Annotated in this window: 12 protein-coding genes and 2 rRNA genes; 4 read left to right on the forward strand and 10 right to left on the reverse strand. The window is 66.1% G+C overall.

What is annotated here, in order from left to right; genetic code table 11:
- Positions 1–240: 240 nt before the first annotated feature.
- The 3 genes from OG507_RS21990 to OG507_RS22000 all read left to right on the forward strand — a co-directional run bounded on the left by OG507_RS21990 (position 241) and on the right by OG507_RS22000 (position 4,220).
- Positions 241–3,362: ribosomal RNA gene (locus OG507_RS21990) — 23S ribosomal RNA — on the forward strand.
- Between the two features lie 77 nt (positions 3,363–3,439).
- A 5S ribosomal RNA gene (rrf, locus tag OG507_RS21995) occupies positions 3,440–3,556 on the forward strand.
- Positions 3,557–3,659: 103 nt separating this feature from the next.
- Complete coding sequence (locus OG507_RS22000; protein ID WP_327368897.1) at positions 3,660–4,220, forward strand: GNAT family N-acetyltransferase; 561 nt, start codon at positions 3,660–3,662, stop codon at positions 4,218–4,220.
- A gap of 56 nt (positions 4,221–4,276) precedes the next feature.
- Here the strand turns inward: OG507_RS22000 and OG507_RS22005 are convergent, their stop codons facing one another.
- From OG507_RS22005 to OG507_RS22035, 7 genes are all read right to left on the reverse strand, one after another.
- On the reverse strand, positions 4,277–5,812 hold the full coding sequence (locus OG507_RS22005) for a type IV secretory system conjugative DNA transfer family protein (protein WP_327368898.1): 1,536 nt from the start codon (positions 5,810–5,812) through the stop codon (positions 4,277–4,279).
- 1 nt (position 5,813) lies between these two features.
- On the reverse strand, positions 5,814–7,232 hold the full coding sequence (locus tag OG507_RS22010; RefSeq protein WP_327368899.1) for an ATP-binding protein: 1,419 nt from the start codon (positions 7,230–7,232) through the stop codon (positions 5,814–5,816).
- A gap of 56 nt (positions 7,233–7,288) precedes the next feature.
- Positions 7,289–8,839 carry an SCO6880 family protein gene (locus OG507_RS22015; protein ID WP_327368900.1) on the reverse strand — a complete coding sequence of 517 codons (1,551 nt, stop codon included), beginning with the start codon at positions 8,837–8,839 and terminating at the stop codon, positions 7,289–7,291.
- Complete coding sequence (locus OG507_RS22020; protein WP_327368901.1) at positions 8,836–10,194, reverse strand: hypothetical protein; 1,359 nt, start codon at positions 10,192–10,194, stop codon at positions 8,836–8,838. Before OG507_RS22020 ends, OG507_RS22015 begins: the two co-directional genes overlap by 4 nt.
- On the reverse strand, positions 10,184–11,056 hold the full coding sequence (locus tag OG507_RS22025; RefSeq protein ID WP_327368902.1) for a hypothetical protein: 873 nt from the start codon (positions 11,054–11,056) through the stop codon (positions 10,184–10,186). Before OG507_RS22025 ends, OG507_RS22020 begins: the two co-directional genes overlap by 11 nt.
- A 179-nt stretch (positions 11,057–11,235) precedes the next feature.
- On the reverse strand, positions 11,236–11,544 hold the full coding sequence (locus tag OG507_RS22030; RefSeq protein WP_018101695.1) for a hypothetical protein: 309 nt from the start codon (positions 11,542–11,544) through the stop codon (positions 11,236–11,238).
- 286 nt (positions 11,545–11,830) lie between these two features.
- On the reverse strand, positions 11,831–12,457 hold the full coding sequence (locus tag OG507_RS22035) for a DUF402 domain-containing protein (RefSeq protein ID WP_327368903.1): 627 nt from the start codon (positions 12,455–12,457) through the stop codon (positions 11,831–11,833).
- Between the two features lie 152 nt (positions 12,458–12,609).
- Here OG507_RS22035 and OG507_RS22040 point away from each other — a divergent pair, with 152 nt between their 5' ends.
- Positions 12,610–13,446 (forward strand): hypothetical protein, encoded by an 837-nt coding sequence (locus OG507_RS22040; protein ID WP_327368904.1) that lies wholly within the window; start codon positions 12,610–12,612, stop codon positions 13,444–13,446.
- Between the two features lie 78 nt (positions 13,447–13,524).
- Here OG507_RS22040 and OG507_RS22045 read toward each other — a convergent pair whose 3' ends face one another.
- The 3 genes from OG507_RS22045 to OG507_RS22055 are packed head-to-tail and all read right to left on the reverse strand — an operon-like array spanning position 13,525 to position 14,822.
- Positions 13,525–13,773 carry a DUF397 domain-containing protein gene (locus OG507_RS22045; RefSeq protein ID WP_327368905.1) on the reverse strand — a complete coding sequence of 83 codons (249 nt, stop codon included), beginning with the start codon at positions 13,771–13,773 and terminating at the stop codon, positions 13,525–13,527.
- Complete coding sequence (locus OG507_RS22050; RefSeq protein ID WP_327368906.1) at positions 13,766–13,957, reverse strand: DUF397 domain-containing protein; 192 nt, start codon at positions 13,955–13,957, stop codon at positions 13,766–13,768. The genes OG507_RS22045 and OG507_RS22050 overlap by 8 nt, the downstream gene beginning before the upstream one ends.
- Positions 13,958–13,970: 13 nt before the next feature.
- Positions 13,971–14,822 carry a helix-turn-helix domain-containing protein gene (locus OG507_RS22055; RefSeq protein ID WP_327368907.1) on the reverse strand — a complete coding sequence of 284 codons (852 nt, stop codon included), beginning with the start codon at positions 14,820–14,822 and terminating at the stop codon, positions 13,971–13,973.
- Positions 14,823–15,006 lie beyond the last annotated feature (184 nt).

The raw sequence follows: 15,006 nt of genomic DNA on the forward strand, positions 1-15,006 counted from the left end.
CGGCGGTGGTTGCTCATGGGTGGAACGTTGACTATTCGGTGCGACAGGTTGTTTTTCACTAGTACTGCTTCGGCGTGGAACGTGGGAAGGGGCCGGTTGTGCCGGGCACGTTGTTGGGTGTCTGAGGGTTCGGCCGTGAGGTCGCCTTCAGTTGCCGGCCCCAGTGAACTCGCCTTTCAGGGTGGGGTGGTGGGTGGCTGGTCGTTGTTTGAGAACTGCACAGTGGACGCGAGCATCTGTGGCCAAGTTTTTAAGGGCGCACGGTGGATGCCTTGGCACCAGGAACCGATGAAGGACGTGGGAGGCCACGATAGGCCCCGGGGAGCTGTCAACCGAGCTTTGATCCGGGGGTGTCCGAATGGGGAAACCCGGCAGTCGTCATGGGCTGTCACCCGCTGCTGAACACATAGGCAGTGTGGAGGGAACGAGGGGAAGTGAAACATCTCAGTACCCTCAGGAAGAGAAAACAACCGTGATTCCGGGAGTAGTGGCGAGCGAAACCGGATGAGGCCAAACCGTATGTGTGTGATACCCGGCAGGGGTTGCGCATGCGGGGTTGCGGGAGTTCTCTTGATCAATCTGCCGATTGGTCGACGAGTCAGAAACCGTTGATGTAGGCGAAGGACATGCGAAAGGTCCGGCGTAGAGGGTAAGACCCCCGTAGCTGAAACATCAACGGCTCGTTTGAGGATTTCCCAAGTAGCACGGGGCCCGAGAAATCCCGTGTGAATCTGGCGGGACCACCCGCTAAGCCTAAATATTCCCTGGTGACCGATAGCGGATAGTACCGTGAGGGAATGGTGAAAAGTACCGCGGGAGCGGAGTGAAATAGTACCTGAAACCGTGTGCCTACAAGCCGTGGGAGCGTCGCATGCGAGCTTGCTTGCATGTCGTGACTGCGTGCCTTTTGAAGAATGAGCCTGCGAGTTTGCGGTGTGTTGCGAGGTTAACCCGTGTGGGGAAGCCGTAGCGAAAGCGAGTCCGAATAGGGCGTTTTAGTAGCACGCTCAAGACCCGAAGCGGAGTGATCTAGCCATGGGCAGGTTGAAGCGGAGGTAAGACTTCGTGGAGGACCGAACCCACCAGGGTTGAAAACCTGGGGGATGACCTGTGGTTAGGGGTGAAAGGCCAATCAAACTCCGTGATAGCTGGTTCTCCCCGAAATGCATTTAGGTGCAGCGTCGTGTGTTTCTTGCCGGAGGTAGAGCACTGGATAGGCGATGGGCCCTACCGGGTTACTGACCTTAGCCAAACTCCGAATGCCGGTAAGTGAGAGCGCGGCAGTGAGACTGTGGGGGATAAGCTCCATGGTCGAGAGGGAAACAGCCCAGAGCATCGACTAAGGCCCCTAAGCGTACGCTAAGTGGGAAAGGATGTGGAGTCGCAGAGACAACCAGGAGGTTGGCTTAGAAGCAGCCACCCTTGAAAGAGTGCGTAATAGCTCACTGGTCAAGTGATTCCGCGCCGACAATGTAGCGGGGCTCAAGCGTACCGCCGAAGTCGTGTCATTCACACATATATCCCCAACGGGAGTGTGGATGGGTAGGGGAGCGTCGTGTGCCGGGTGAAGCAGCCGCGGAAGCGAGTTGTGGACGGTTCACGAGTGAGAATGCAGGCATGAGTAGCGATACACACGTGAGAAACGTGTGCGCCGATTGACTAAGGGTTCCTGGGTCAAGCTGATCTGCCCAGGGTAAGTCGGGACCTAAGGCGAGGCCGACAGGCGTAGTCGATGGACAACCGGTTGATATTCCGGTACCCGCTTTGAAACGCCCAGTACTGAATCAGGCGATGCTAAGTCCGTGAAGCCGGCCCGATCTCTTCGGAGTTGAGGGTAGTGGTGGAGCCGACGGACCAGACTTGTATTAGGTAAGCGATGGGGTGACGCAGGAAGGTAGTCCAGCCCGGGCGGTGGTTGTCCCGGGGTAAGGGTGTAGGGCGTGTGATAGGCAAATCCGTCACACATTAAGTCTGAGACCTGATGCCGAGCCGATTGTGGTGAAGTGGATGATCCTATGCTGTCGAGAAAAGCCTCTAGCGAGTTTCATGGCGGCCCGTACCCTAAACCGACTCAGGTGGTCAGGTAGAGAATACCGAGGCGTTCGGGTGAACTATGGTTAAGGAACTCGGCAAAATGCCCCCGTAACTTCGGGAGAAGGGGGCCATCACTGGTGATCCGATTTACTCGGTGAGCTGGGGGTGGCCGCAGAGACCAGCGAGAAGCGACTGTTTACTAAAAACACAGGTCCGTGCGAAGCCGTAAGGCGATGTATACGGACTGACGCCTGCCCGGTGCTGGAACGTTAAGGGGACCGGTTAGCTGACTTTCGGGTCGGCGAAGCTGAGAACTTAAGCGCCAGTAAACGGCGGTGGTAACTATAACCATCCTAAGGTAGCGAAATTCCTTGTCGGGTAAGTTCCGACCTGCACGAATGGCGTAACGACTTCTCGACTGTCTCAACCATAGGCCCGGTGAAATTGCACTACGAGTAAAGATGCTCGTTTCGCGCAGCAGGACGGAAAGACCCCGGGACCTTTACTATAGTTTGATATTGGTGTTCGGTTCGGCTTGTGTAGGATAGGTGGGAGACTTTGAAGCGGCCACGCCAGTGGTTGTGGAGTCGTCGTTGAAATACCACTCTGGTCGTGCTGGATGTCTAACCTGGGTCCGTGATCCGGATCAGGGACAGTGTCTGATGGGTAGTTTAACTGGGGCGGTTGCCTCCTAAAGAGTAACGGAGGCGCCCAAAGGTTCCCTCAGCCTGGTTGGCAATCAGGTGTTGAGTGTAAGTGCACAAGGGAGCTTGACTGTGAGACCGACGGGTCGAGCAGGGACGAAAGTCGGGACTAGTGATCCGGCAGTGGCTTGTGGAAGCGCTGTCGCTCAACGGATAAAAGGTACCCCGGGGATAACAGGCTGATCTTCCCCAAGAGTCCATATCGACGGGATGGTTTGGCACCTCGATGTCGGCTCGTCGCATCCTGGGGCTGGAGTCGGTCCCAAGGGTTGGGCTGTTCGCCCATTAAAGCGGTACGCGAGCTGGGTTTAGAACGTCGTGAGACAGTTCGGTCCCTATCCGCTGTGCGCGTAGGAATATTGAGAAGGGCTGTCCCTAGTACGAGAGGACCGGGACGGACGAACCTCTGGTGTGCCAGTTGTTCTGCCAAGGGCATGGCTGGTTGGCTACGTTCGGAAAGGATAACCGCTGAAAGCATCTAAGCGGGAAGCCTGCTTCGAGATGAGTATTCCCACCAACTTGATTGGTTAAGGCTCCCAGTAGACGACTGGGTTGATAGGCCAGATGTGGAAGCCTGGTAACGGGTGGAGCTGACTGGTACTAATAGGCCGAGGGCTTGTCCTCAGTTGCTCGCGTCCACTGTGTTAGTTCTGAAATAACGAACGGCCGTGTTGTTCCGGTGTTTGTTTGTTTCATAGTGTTTCGGTGGTCATTGCGTTAGGGAAACGCCCGGTTACATTCCGAACCCGGAAGCTAAGCCTTTCAGCGCCGATGGTACTGCAGGGGGGACCCTGTGGGAGAGTAGGACGCCGCCGAACTCCTTTTACGGGAAAGCCCCGTGCCCTTGTGGCACGGGGCTTTTCTGCGTTTGCCCCCAAATATTGTTTGTGCAAGTCGGGCCGGGAAGGGCAGGATCGGCGGATGGAACATGTGATTCGAGCTGTACGCGCCGTTGAATGGCCCCTGGTCAAGGAGTTGCGGCTGGCCGCGCTGCAGGATCCGGCGGCGCCGTTGGCCTTTCTGGAGACGTATGCGCAGGGTGCGGCCTGCTCCGACGAGTTCTGGCAGGACCGGGCGCTCGGTGGCTCCGAGGACGGGGGCGGCGACGTGCGGCAGTTCGTCGCTGTGGCGCCTGATGGGCGTTGGGACGGAAGCGTCACCGTGCTGATCGAGCGGCCGGATGCGGAGGCACGGTTCGGGGAGGGGGCCGATGTCCATCAGGCGCATGTCGTCGGCGTGTTCGTACGCCCCGAGGCGCGGGGCAAGGGCCTTGCCGAGGCGTTGTTCCAGGCCGGGACGGACTGGGCGTGGTCGTTGGGGGAGCCGCGGATCGAGCGGGTGCGGCTGTATGTGCACGAGGACAACGCGCGGGCTGCGGCGCTGTATCGGCGGATCGGGTTTGTGGCCACGGGACAGACGGTGCCTGTGCCCAGCGACCCGTCCGCTCGGGAGCTGGAGTACGCGGTCGAGCGGACGGCGTAGGCGCGGGTCGGCGGCCGCCGGGGTACTGGGGCGCCGGGTCGCTGGATCCCGCCCGGCTAGCGCGATCCGGCGAGGTCCTGGGGCCAGCGGGCGCGGGCCTGTTCCTGGGAGCGGAGAAGGGCCAGGGTCGGCAGGCCCAGGGCCTGGCCCGTCGACAGCAGTTCCGGGAGCCCGGGGAGGGGCGCCACCGCGGCGACGTCGTCGAGCACGAGCGTCATTGGTGGGTCGAGCCGACCGTCGGTTGACCGTGCGGCCATGCGGCGGCCGTGCTCGACCACGTGTGAGGCGAGTGCCGTGAGCAGAGGCATCGCTCCGGGGCGCGATCGGGGATCCTCGATCGGTTCACCGACCACATAGAGGGTGCCCCCCTCGCCCGCAAAAGATTCCAGCACGAGCGAATCGGCCCGGTTCGGTGTGCAGGTCTCGCGGATGTGGACCGAGGAGAGCGCGGCGAAGGCTCGTACCGTCAATTCCTGTGCCATCTCGCGGCGTTCCGGGTGGGCGGTGAGCGCCGATTCCAGGACGCCGGCGAGTCCGGATGCCGCTTTGGGGTGGGTACGGAGCAGCCGCACCGGTTCGTGGGCGCTGCCGCCGAGGGCCCAGCGGTGGACCTGGCGGAAGGGGCGGCCGTCGATGGCGGCGGCGTGCAGCCAGCACTTCAGGAGCGTCTCCGCGGTATCGGCCGTCGTCGCGTCGATACGGGCCTGCGGCCGGACCGGGGCCAGGAGTGCGGTGGAGCGGGCTGCGGCCGTGTCGGACTGTTCGCAGCCGGCCGTGGGCGACCAGTGGAGGCGGGCCGGGGTGTCGCAGAGGTGGCCCGGGTCGTAGACGAGGACCGGGCCGAGCTTGGCGCGGGCGTCCTTCGTCTCGGCCCAGACCGTGGGGTCGGAGATCACGACGAGCGCGGGCCCATCGGCCTCCTGGATCGCCTGGACGACGGTGGGGCGGCGGGTGGCGGCCGGTCCGTAGACGACGAGGGGGATGCGCGGGGAGGGGGGCGTGGGGAGTACGGGAGGCGCGGGTGGTGTGGTCTCGGGCCGGGTGTGCTCCAGGGGCACGACAGCGGGAGCGGGGAGGACGGGGTTCATGGAATGGACCGTCGGCTCAGGCTCAGGCTCCGGCTTCGGTTGTGGCTGCCGTGGGTGGGGGGCCTGCCAGTGCCGTACGGGATCGGACTCGTCCCCGTATTCGTAGCGTTCGCTCCGTTGCCGTGCCCGTACCGCTCGCCAGCGGGCCACTACCCCCAGGACGAAGACCGTCAGCACCAGCAGCACCATCAGTTCGCCTATGAACAGGCCCCAGAACAGCCCGTACCCGGAGAGCTCGTCCGCAGGGGTGTGCGGCCAGGCGGCCGGCAGGTCGTGCGGGGTGGTGACGAGTTGACGCATCGCCAGGGGGGTCTCAGCGAGGGTGACCCCCTTCGGCCAGGCGCCGTGCGTGAACAGTCCGGCCAGGCCCGTGGCCGTCCAGGCCAGGAGCGTCAGCCCGAGCAGGAAGGCCAGCAGGCCGATCAGCAGTCCGTCCGGAATGCCGCCTCCGCCGCCTCCATCGCCTGCGCTGCCGCCGGTGCGTACCTCGCCGCGCCCTGCCATGTCATGCCACCGTTGACTCGGACGACTCGTTCAGTCGTTGCTGGTGCTCGATGCGTGCCGCGCGTTGCTCCGCCTCCAGGTCGGCGGCGCGTACGTCCTCCGGGAGGAGTTCGGTCGCGGAGGACTCGGTCATCGCGCGGTCGGTGAAGACCAAGGGTCGTTCGGCCTCGGTGATCAGGTGTTTGACCACCTGGACGTTGCCGTTGACGTCCCAGACGGCGATGCCGGGGGTGAGGGTCGGGATGATCTCGACGGCCCATCGGGGCAGGCCGAGCACGCGTCCCGTCGCTCTGGCCTCGTCGGCCTTCTGGGCGTAGATCGTGCGGGTCGAGGCCATTTTGAGGATCGCCGCGGCCTCGCGGGCGGCCGCTCCGTCGACGACGTCACTTAGGTGGTGGACGACGGCCACGAACGACAGCCCCAGTCGGCGCCCGAACTTCAGCAGGCGCTGGAAGAGCTGGGCCACGAAGGGCGAGTTGATGATGTGCCAGGCCTCCTCGACCAGGAAGATGCGTTTCTTCCGGTCGGGCCTGATCCAGGTGTGCTCCAGCCAGACGCCCACGATCGCCATCAGGATCGGCATCGCGATCGAGTTCCTGTCGATGTGCGAGAGGTCGAAGACGATCAGCGGGGCGTCGAGGTCGATGCCGGCGGAGGTGGGGCCGTCGAACATGCCGCGCAGGTCGCCGTCGACCAGCCGGTCCAGGACGAGGGCGACATCGAGGCCCCAGGCCCGTACGTCATCTATGTCGACGTTCATCGCCTCGGCGGACTCGGGTTCCGGGTGGCGCAGCTGGTCGACGATGTCGGTCAGGACGGGCTGCCGGTCGGTGATCGTCTCGTTGACGTAGGCGTGGGCGACCTTCAGCGCGAAGCCGGACCGTTCGTCCAGGCCGTGTCCCATCGCGACTTCGATGATCGTACGGAGCAGGGCGAGCTGGCCGGTCGTGGTGATCGCGGGGTCGAGCGGGTTGAGCCGGATGCCGCCGTTGAGTGCGGAGGTCGGGTCGAGGCGGATCGGGGTGAGGCCGAGCTCCTGGGCGATGAGGTTCCATTCGCCGACGCCGTCCTCGCCCTGGGCGTCCAGGACGACGACCTGGCGGTCGCGGAAGCGGAGCTGGCGGAGCACGTACGTCTTCTCCAGCGCGGACTTGCCGTTGCCGGACTCGCCGAGCACCAGCCAGTGCGGGGCGGGCAGCTGCTGTCCGTACAGCTGGAAGGGGTCGTAGATGTAGCCCTTGCCGGAGTACACCTCGCGGCCGATGATCACGCCGGAGTCGCCGAGGCCGGGGGCGGCGGTGGGCAGATAGACGGCCTGGGCCTGTCCCGTCGACGTGCGGACGGGCAGCCTCGTCGTCTCCACCTTCCCGAAGAGGAAGGCGGTGAAGGCGTCCGACAGCGCGGACAGCGGATCTCGCATGGCGTGACCGACCTCCCTCTCGTTTCTCTCTCGGTTGTCTGCGGCGTTGCGTGCGACTAGCGGCGGATGCCGGTGGCGAACGGCAGGGTGTTCACGAAGGCGCGGTGGTGCTCGCGGTCGCACCACTCCAGCTTGAGATACGACTTTCCTGCAGAGGCGCGGATCGTTCGCTTGTCGCGGGCGAGGGACTCGGGTGATCTTGAAGACACGGTGATGTACCCCACCAGGTTCACTCCGGCCGCGCCGCTCGCAAGATCTTCACCCCGCTGGTCGAGCCGGCCGTGCGCGGCGATGTCGCGCGGGTCGACTGTGCGGTTCATCTTGGCCTGGCGGCTGGCTTCCGCCTCGTCGTTGGTCTTCTCGGTGAGCATCCGCTCGATGGCGACCTCGGTGGGTTCGAGGTCCATGCAGACCGCGACCGTACGGATCACATCGGGCGTGTGGACGAGGAGCGGGGCCAGGAAGTTGACGCCGACGGGTGTCATCGGCCACTCCTTCACCCAGGCCGTGGAGTGGCACCAGGGCGCGCGGGTGGCCGATTCGCGGGTCTTGGCCTGGAGGAACGTCGGCTCGACGGCGTCCAGTTCGGCGGGCCAGGCATTGCGCTTGGTCATGGCCTGGATGTGGTCGATGGGGTGGTCGGGGTCGTACATGGAGTGCACGAGGGAGGCGAGACGGCTCTGGCCGAGCGGCTGGCGCACCCGGATGTCGGCCTCGGCGAGGCGGGCGCAGATGTCGGTGAGTTCGCGCGCCATGACGACGGCGAGGCCCGCGTCCCGGTCGAGCTTGCGGCCGGCCGTGGGGCGGGCGGCGCGGGCCATGGCGTTGGCCTCGGCGGCCAGCTCGCGGGTGTAGTGCATGCAGGCGACGAGGTAGGCGCGGTGCTGCTCGCTGGAGGTGGAGACCATCGACTGGAGCTGGTCGTACGACTCCTGCAGCCAGCCCGGGGCCGCCTTGTCGCCGCGCTGGGCGACGTCCTTGGCGTGCGCGTCGGGGTCGGCGGGAAGGGTCCGCGCCAGCATCTGAATGCGGGTCACGAACCCGTCGCCGTTGGCCACGTGCTTGAGCAGCGTGCCGAACCGGTCGACCAGTGCCTCCTGGTCCTCGCTGTCGCGCAGCCCGACGCCGGGCCCCTCGATTTCGATCGCCGCGGTGACGGTGCGGCGGTCGGCGTGCAGGAGTACGGCGATCTCGTCCGGTCCGAAGGGGGCGGCGAGCCAGTTGATCCGGCCGATGCCGGGGGGCGGCCCGATCTCGACCTCACGCCCGTCGGCGCTGACGCCCGCCTCCATGGCGGTGGAGCGGTAGGTCGTACCGCGGCGCAGGGTGCGCTTGTAGCTGCGGTTGATTTCGAACCATTTGTAGAGGGTGCGGTGTTTGTACGGGAGGTAGACGACCGCGAGGGCGAGGAGGGGGAAGCCCGTGAGCAGCACGATCCGCGCAGCGAGGTAGGGGACGAGCAGCCCGCTCATCATGCCGAGGAACGCACCGACGATGATCAGCGCGATCTCGCCGGTCTCGCGGTTCTTGCCGACGATCGCGTTCGGCCGGGCGCGGCCGATGAGATACGTACGGCGGGGCGCGATCGTGTGGGACTGAGTCGTCAACGCCCTCCACCTCCCGTGCTGTTGTTACCTGAACTGCCTGATCCGCCACCTCGGGGGGAGCGGCTGCCGTGGGGGGTGCCGGAGGTCGGCCCCGATCCGCTGCGGGGCGGAGGTGTGGCGGATCCGCCGCCTCCGGGGTTGCGCGAGCCGTGGGCGGCGACGCCGCCGCTGACGGGGTTGGCGGGCCGGGCTCCGGTGCTGCCCTGTCCGCCGTTGTCGCCGCCTCCGCCGTTCCGGCCGCTGTGGGTCTTGATGCCCTGGGAGACGAGGGCGGCGGGGGAGCTGATCAGGGCGGCGGCCTGGGAGCCGTCGGTGGCCTGCTTGCGGTTGGTGCGGGCGCCCTGGATCTCGTCGCCGAAGCCGGGGACGAAGCGGTAGATCATCGCGGAGGCGAAGATCGCCAGGATGATGATGGCGAGGCCGGACACGACGGAGGAGAAGGCGTTGGGCCCGTCGTCGGTGGAGAGGGCGCCGGCCAGACCGAGGACGATGACGATGACCGGTTTCACCATGATCACCGCGATCATGATGCCCGCCCAGCGGCGTACATGGCCCCACATGTTCTTGTCGACGAGGCCCGCGTAGACGACTGTGCCCAGGAGGGCGCCGACGTAGAGCAGGGCGGCCCGGATGACGAGCTCCAGGTAGAGGACGCCCGCGGCGAGGATCGAGACGAGCGAGACGACGATCAGCATGATCGGCCCGCCGCCGATGTCCGAGCCGCTCTTGAGTGCTTCGGCGAACGACCCGAAGAAGACATCGGCCTTGTTCCCGGTGGCCGCGGCGATCACGTCGCTGACGCCGTCGGTGGCGGATACGACCACGTACAGGATCAGCGGGGTGAAGGCTGATGCGATGACGGTCAGCCAGAGGAATCCGACGGCTTCGGAGATCGCGGTGGTGAGCGGGACGCCACGGATGGCGCGCTTGGCGACGGCGAACAGCCACAGGACGAGCGTGAGGATGGCGGAGGCCGCGAAGACGATGGCGTACTGCTGACGGAAGGTCTCGTTGGTGAAGTCGACGTTCGCGGTCTGCTTCACTGCCTCGCTGAGCTTGTCGACGACCCATGCGGCGGCGTCGGCGCAGCCGCGGGCGAGGGAGGAGAGGGGGTCCAGGGAGTTGTCGAGGGTGCTGGAGGGGTCGGTTTTGGGGGCGCCTGCGTCGCCGTTCTCGCAGTAGTCCTTGGCGAGTCCCACGATGAGGTCGCAGGCATTGTCACTCTCGCTGGGAGTGGGCGAGGGCGATGGAGACGGGGCCGCAGCGGCCGACGAAGTCAGCAGGATCGCTGTGGCCGGCAGGCTGCCCAGAAGCGTTACGAGGGAGCGCGCACGCGAGCGATAGCTAGCGGGCATAGGTGAAGCCTCCGTATCCCTCAACCGCACCGGCGATCTCGTCCGCGGTAGATGCCCTGTTGTCGCCATTGACGGGTGTGGGGCCTTCCGTCTGGCTCGACGACTCGATCCTCCAGTCGCCGCCCACCCACTTGAGCTTCTCCGAGATGGTGAACCACGTTGCGGTGACAGGTTTGGTGGAACCCTGTCCGGCCATTCCGACGAGACCCGTGCACCAGACCTCAACGGTGGCTGTGTCGCTGCTCTGTTCGATCACCTTCGTGCCGACCGGGATGGTCCGAGAGACGAAGGTCAGGCCGCTGGGGGTGGTGCCGTCCTCGTTGAGGCCGACATTTTCGAGGAAGCCCGGTGAGTATGCCTTCGTCATGGCGGCCAGCAGGCCGTCCACGACGGCTGGGTCGTGGGTGGCCTGAACGATGCTCCGGCGCGTGTCCGCGTTGAACATCCCGACAGACCCCAGCGCCACCGCAAAGTTGGACGCCGCGCTCTGCGCCCCCTGCTCGTCGTGGGCGAACCCCGAAGGGATCGAGCCGTTCTTCCCCGTCACCGGCTTCGTCCCCGTGGCCGCCGTGGGTGCCGCGCCCGCCTTGTTCCCCCCGTTTCCCGGGCCGTCGCCGCTGCCGTCCTTGTCGCCGCCGCCCATGTTGGCGAGCGCGATGGCCGCGATCAGGAGGACGACCACGCCGACCACCGTGACGAGGGAGCGGGAGCTGCGGGCGGGGCGGCGGGGGGTGCCGTAGCCGTCGCCGCCCTCGCCGTCGGGTAGACGGGTACGGGTCTGGCGCGTACCGCCGATGGTGCTGTATCCATCGTCCGTACGACCCGAACCGCTGCCGTAGCCGTTCTCGTCGCCGAGACTCATGCCGCGTACGCCCCCTCAACCGTTTCCTGAACCGGGTAGTACGACGGTAGCCGTGCGGGTTCTCGCGCGGGCGCGGTGTGGTGACTCGACATCAGGGAGACGCAACCTCTGCCGGTGGGCACGACGGGCGGATGGTGTGGGGGTGGGCGGGACTGCCCCTGGCGCGGGATGACAGGCGGTCAGACAGCCATTCCGTAGACGATGGTGAACAGAGTTCCCAGCGATCCGATGATGAACACACCGGTCAGACCGGCAACGATCAGCCCCTTGCCCTGCTCGGCGCTGAACGTGTCACGCAGTGCCGTGGCGCCGATGCGCTGCTTTGCCGCACCCCAGACCGCGATGCCGAGGCAGAGCAGGATGGCAATGGCCATCACGACCTCGATCATTACGCGGGCCTCGTTGCCCAAGGTCCCGAACGGCCCCCAGTTCGGGGCGATTCCGCCGATGATGGTGGTGATGTCGCCCTTTTCAGCTGCCAGGATCATGTAAGTCACCGCCCCTGTTGGGTAGTTCACTGCCCTTGCCACACGACATGGGTCGCTCTCTATCTTCGCTGATGAAACTGCTCTCGTACGACGGCTTGACGGCTCTCTTTACCCGGATCTCGCACGTGTGGCCGGTTTGACCACCCTGACCTGCGGATCGAATCGGTGTATGACCGAATATGTATGGTTACTCTGTGTATCACGGGGGGTGACCCCGGGCAATGACTGTCATCCCGCCACCCTGGCCGAGACCCTTTGGGCAGGGCATGGTCGGCACGGGCCCCGGTCAGAGCAGCGGGTGGCGTGGAACGGGTGGCCGGGGCGGTGTGGTCCAGGCCGGTGGTGGCCGGAAATCGCACCAGGTGCCGTCAAAGGGAAACGTTCCGGCCTCGGCGAGCCGTGCGACTCTTGCGCCCTCGGTCCGGATGGCCGCCGCTTCGTCGGCCGACCAGTAGGCCGGGTGGCCGGTCTTCTCGGCGAAGGACCGCTCGTCCTTCCACTGCCAGGACCGGTCCGGAGCGACATTGATGTCGAGTTCGTGGTCGGCGATGTCGATGTCGTCGCCGTGGTGGACGCGGCGCTCCAGATTTACGTACCAGCCGAGGAACTTCCGTCTGCGCCCGAAGAGCCACAGGACGGAGTGCGCCGCCCCGGTCGGCTGGTAGAAGAGCGCGCTGCCCATCGGCCATCGGTCGGCCACCAAGGGGTACCCGCCGGCCGGGCGGTCCTGCGGGGCGATGTCCCGCAGGTGCGTCCCGCGCGGAAGTTCCGTACGCCACATCGGCGTACCGGTCTCCATCCATACGAGCTGACCCACGTCGGTGCGCTCGACGAGACGTACGGGCACCGAGGTGCTCAGGTGTCCGCCGATGAAGAAGTTCCAGCGGAGTATCCGGCCCGGGTCGTCGTTCATGTCGTTGATCATGCCCGCGGTGGGGCGGGCGGACACGTGAACGGGCCCGCCGTGCCCGTCGGCGGTTGTCAGGCTGGGCGGCGGTGTCACGGGCCTTGCGGGGAAGGGTGACGCTGTGTCATATCGGGGCGGGCGAACGACTGGGGGCGGGTATGGCCGGGGTCGACCTGGTGGTGGCGGCGCTGGCGGCGGGTGCGTCGGCCGGGCTCACGGACACCGCGAGCAGCGCGGTCCGCGACACGTACGACAGTCTGCGTGAGGCGGTGCGCCGACGCTTCTTCGCTCGCGGCGCGGACGGCGAGTGCGGCGAGGACAGCGCGCAGGTGCTGGAGGCGAGCGAGGAGGAGCCGGGGGTGTGGCAGGCCCGGCTGGGCGAGCTGCTGTCGGCCTCCGGAGCCGATCAGGACCCGGAGATCCTGGCCGCCGCGCGGTCGCTGCTACGGGAGTTGGGTGTGCCCGGCAGGCAGGGCCCGGCTCCTGTCGTGGATGCCCGGGAGGCGGGGGCCCTGGCCCGGATGGTCGACGACCCGTACGAGAGCGCGCGCTCGTTGTGGGAGGTGGCGGGGGTGATGGTCAGTGCCGGGGCCGGGGCCGGGGGCGGGGGAGCGGACCGTGCGGACCGTGCCGCAGGCCTCTTCCGTGAGGCCGAGCCCCTGGCTCGCGCCATCCCCGAACTGGACGACCGGGCATCGGCGTTGGCGGAGTTGGTGGAGGCGATGGCCCGGGCGGGCGATGTGGACGGCGCCGAGGCCGTGGCTCGGTCCATCGACTTCCCGGAACGGCAGGCGGAGGCGCTGGTGAGCGTGGCCGCCCGGGCCGGGGCTGATCGCGCGGGCCCGCTGATCGCCCAGGCCCTGCGCCTGGACACCTGGCACACGGCAGCCCCCGCCCTGGCCGTGCACCGCCCCGACGTGCTGACGCTCGTCGCGGACGAGCTTCTCCTCGGCCGCCCGGTGACGGTGACCACGCCCGCCGCCCGTGCGCAGTAGGACGACTTCTGCCAGGTGTCAGGTGTACGGACGCATGCCGGGCTCCGTCACTATTCACCGGCCGGGACGCGGCTCGGATCAGACCGGCGTCGCCGTGTCCCGGCCGCCGTCGAGTTCCGCGAAGTGGTCGAACTCGCCGGCGAGGGCGCCCTTGGTGAAGGCGTCCCACTTCGTCCGGGTGGTCGTGACGATGTTGGTGGGGTCGTCGCTCACGCGGAGGCAGACGAGTTCGTCCGGTCCGAAGGCGACCTCGAACCAGGGCCCGGGCCCGTCCTCGCCCTCGGGGGCGGCGCGGATCCACGTCAGGTCGGCGGGAGTGTCAGCCATGGGCGTGGCTCTCCTTGAGTGCGCGGAGAAGGGTGCCGAGGGCAGCGGGGGTGGTGTGGAGTATCGCTCCGGCGGGGTCGCCGGACTCGGTCAGACTCACGGTGCGGGTGGGCGAGGTGGATATGTGTATGCACGCGTCCCCTTCCCCGCAGTACGACGACTTTTGCCAGAAGGATGTGGACATGATGACGTCCCTTTCATAGTTCCTTTGCGATACGGCGGATAAAGTCCTGAGACTTCTTCGGAGTGAGCGCGACAGCTTCCATCCGGTCAAGGAGTGTGCGGTACTTCAGCAGCTGAGGCTCGGCATCCAGCAGTACGGACCCGTGGGACTGGTCGAGATGCACGGTGTCCAACTGGGGAACGGGACCGACTCCGTAGGCAACGGACTGGCCGGAGCCCGGGTAGGCGCCGGCATCGAACGGGATCACGCTGACACTGATGTGTGCGTGGTCGCTCATCTCCAGGATGTGTTCCAGCTGTCTGCGTGCTGTGGTGTGTCCGCCGAACCTCATCCGTAGCGCTGCCTCGTGTATGACCGTGGAGTAAGCGATGGGCAATGCCCGGTAGATGACGTCCTGCCGCTTGATGCGGTGGGAGACGCGGTGCTCGATCTCCGGTGGTGTCAGTTCGGGCACCACCTGGCCGAAGACCTCGCGTGCGTGATCCGCGGTCTGGAGGAGGCCGGGAATATGGCATGTGTAAGCGGTACGCAACGCGACTGCGTGGTGCTCGAACTCCGCGAGGTCCAGCATTCCTGTCGGGAGGATGCCCCGGTACTGCTCCCACCAGCCGGTCGACCGTTCACTCGCCATGGCTGCCAGTGCGTCGACGTACACCGCGTCGGAGCAGGCGTAGACGCGGGCCATGATGCGCACTCGGTCGGGGCTCACGCCGAAGCGGGCGCTTTCCACATTGCTCAGTTGCCCTGAGCTGGTTCCCACCTGCTGGGCGGCCTCGCGCGCGGTTATCCCCGCCCGCTCCCTGAGCTTGCGGAGCTCAGCTGCCAGGCGGCTGCGGCGGGCCGTGGACGTGGGCCTTGCTGCCATTTGACTCCTCCTGGTTCCCGTCTGGTTGGGATGTCACTCACACGAGGTAATCGGAATGGATTTTCTCGTAGTTTCGCAAAACTTCTTTGCCGGGAATCTAGTGTCTGACTCAGGCCACCCGCCCGGAAGCACCCCGCTCGACGGAGCGGCCTCGTCACCGGGCAACCGGAAACGCATGATCCAA

Source organism: Streptomyces sp. NBC_01217, assembly GCF_035994185.1.
Taxonomy (GTDB): domain Bacteria; phylum Actinomycetota; class Actinomycetes; order Streptomycetales; family Streptomycetaceae; genus Streptomyces.

What these genes read in the sequence shown, in the direction of transcription:
- OG507_RS22000 (WP_327368897.1), top strand. Translation starts at nt 3,660, where the DNA reads ATGGAACATGTGATTCGAGCTGTACGCGCCGTTGAATGGCCCCTGGTC.
- OG507_RS22005 (WP_327368898.1), bottom strand. Translation starts at nt 5,812, where the DNA reads ATGGCAGGGCGCGGCGAGGTACGCACCGGCGGCAGCGCAGGCGATGGA.
- OG507_RS22010 (WP_327368899.1), bottom strand. Translation starts at nt 7,232, where the DNA reads ATGCGAGATCCGCTGTCCGCGCTGTCGGACGCCTTCACCGCCTTCCTC.
- OG507_RS22020 (WP_327368901.1), bottom strand. Translation starts at nt 10,194, where the DNA reads ATGCCCGCTAGCTATCGCTCGCGTGCGCGCTCCCTCGTAACGCTTCTG.
- OG507_RS22025 (WP_327368902.1), bottom strand. Translation starts at nt 11,056, where the DNA reads ATGAGTCTCGGCGACGAGAACGGCTACGGCAGCGGTTCGGGTCGTACG.
- OG507_RS22030 (WP_018101695.1), bottom strand. Translation starts at nt 11,544, where the DNA reads ATGATCCTGGCAGCTGAAAAGGGCGACATCACCACCATCATCGGCGGA.
- OG507_RS22035 (WP_327368903.1), bottom strand. Translation starts at nt 12,457, where the DNA reads ATGAACGACGACCCGGGCCGGATACTCCGCTGGAACTTCTTCATCGGC.
- OG507_RS22040 (WP_327368904.1), top strand. Translation starts at nt 12,610, where the DNA reads ATGGCCGGGGTCGACCTGGTGGTGGCGGCGCTGGCGGCGGGTGCGTCG.
- OG507_RS22045 (WP_327368905.1), bottom strand. Translation starts at nt 13,773, where the DNA reads ATGGCTGACACTCCCGCCGACCTGACGTGGATCCGCGCCGCCCCCGAG.
- OG507_RS22050 (WP_327368906.1), bottom strand. Translation starts at nt 13,957, where the DNA reads ATGTCCACATCCTTCTGGCAAAAGTCGTCGTACTGCGGGGAAGGGGAC.
- OG507_RS22055 (WP_327368907.1), bottom strand. Translation starts at nt 14,822, where the DNA reads ATGGCAGCAAGGCCCACGTCCACGGCCCGCCGCAGCCGCCTGGCAGCT.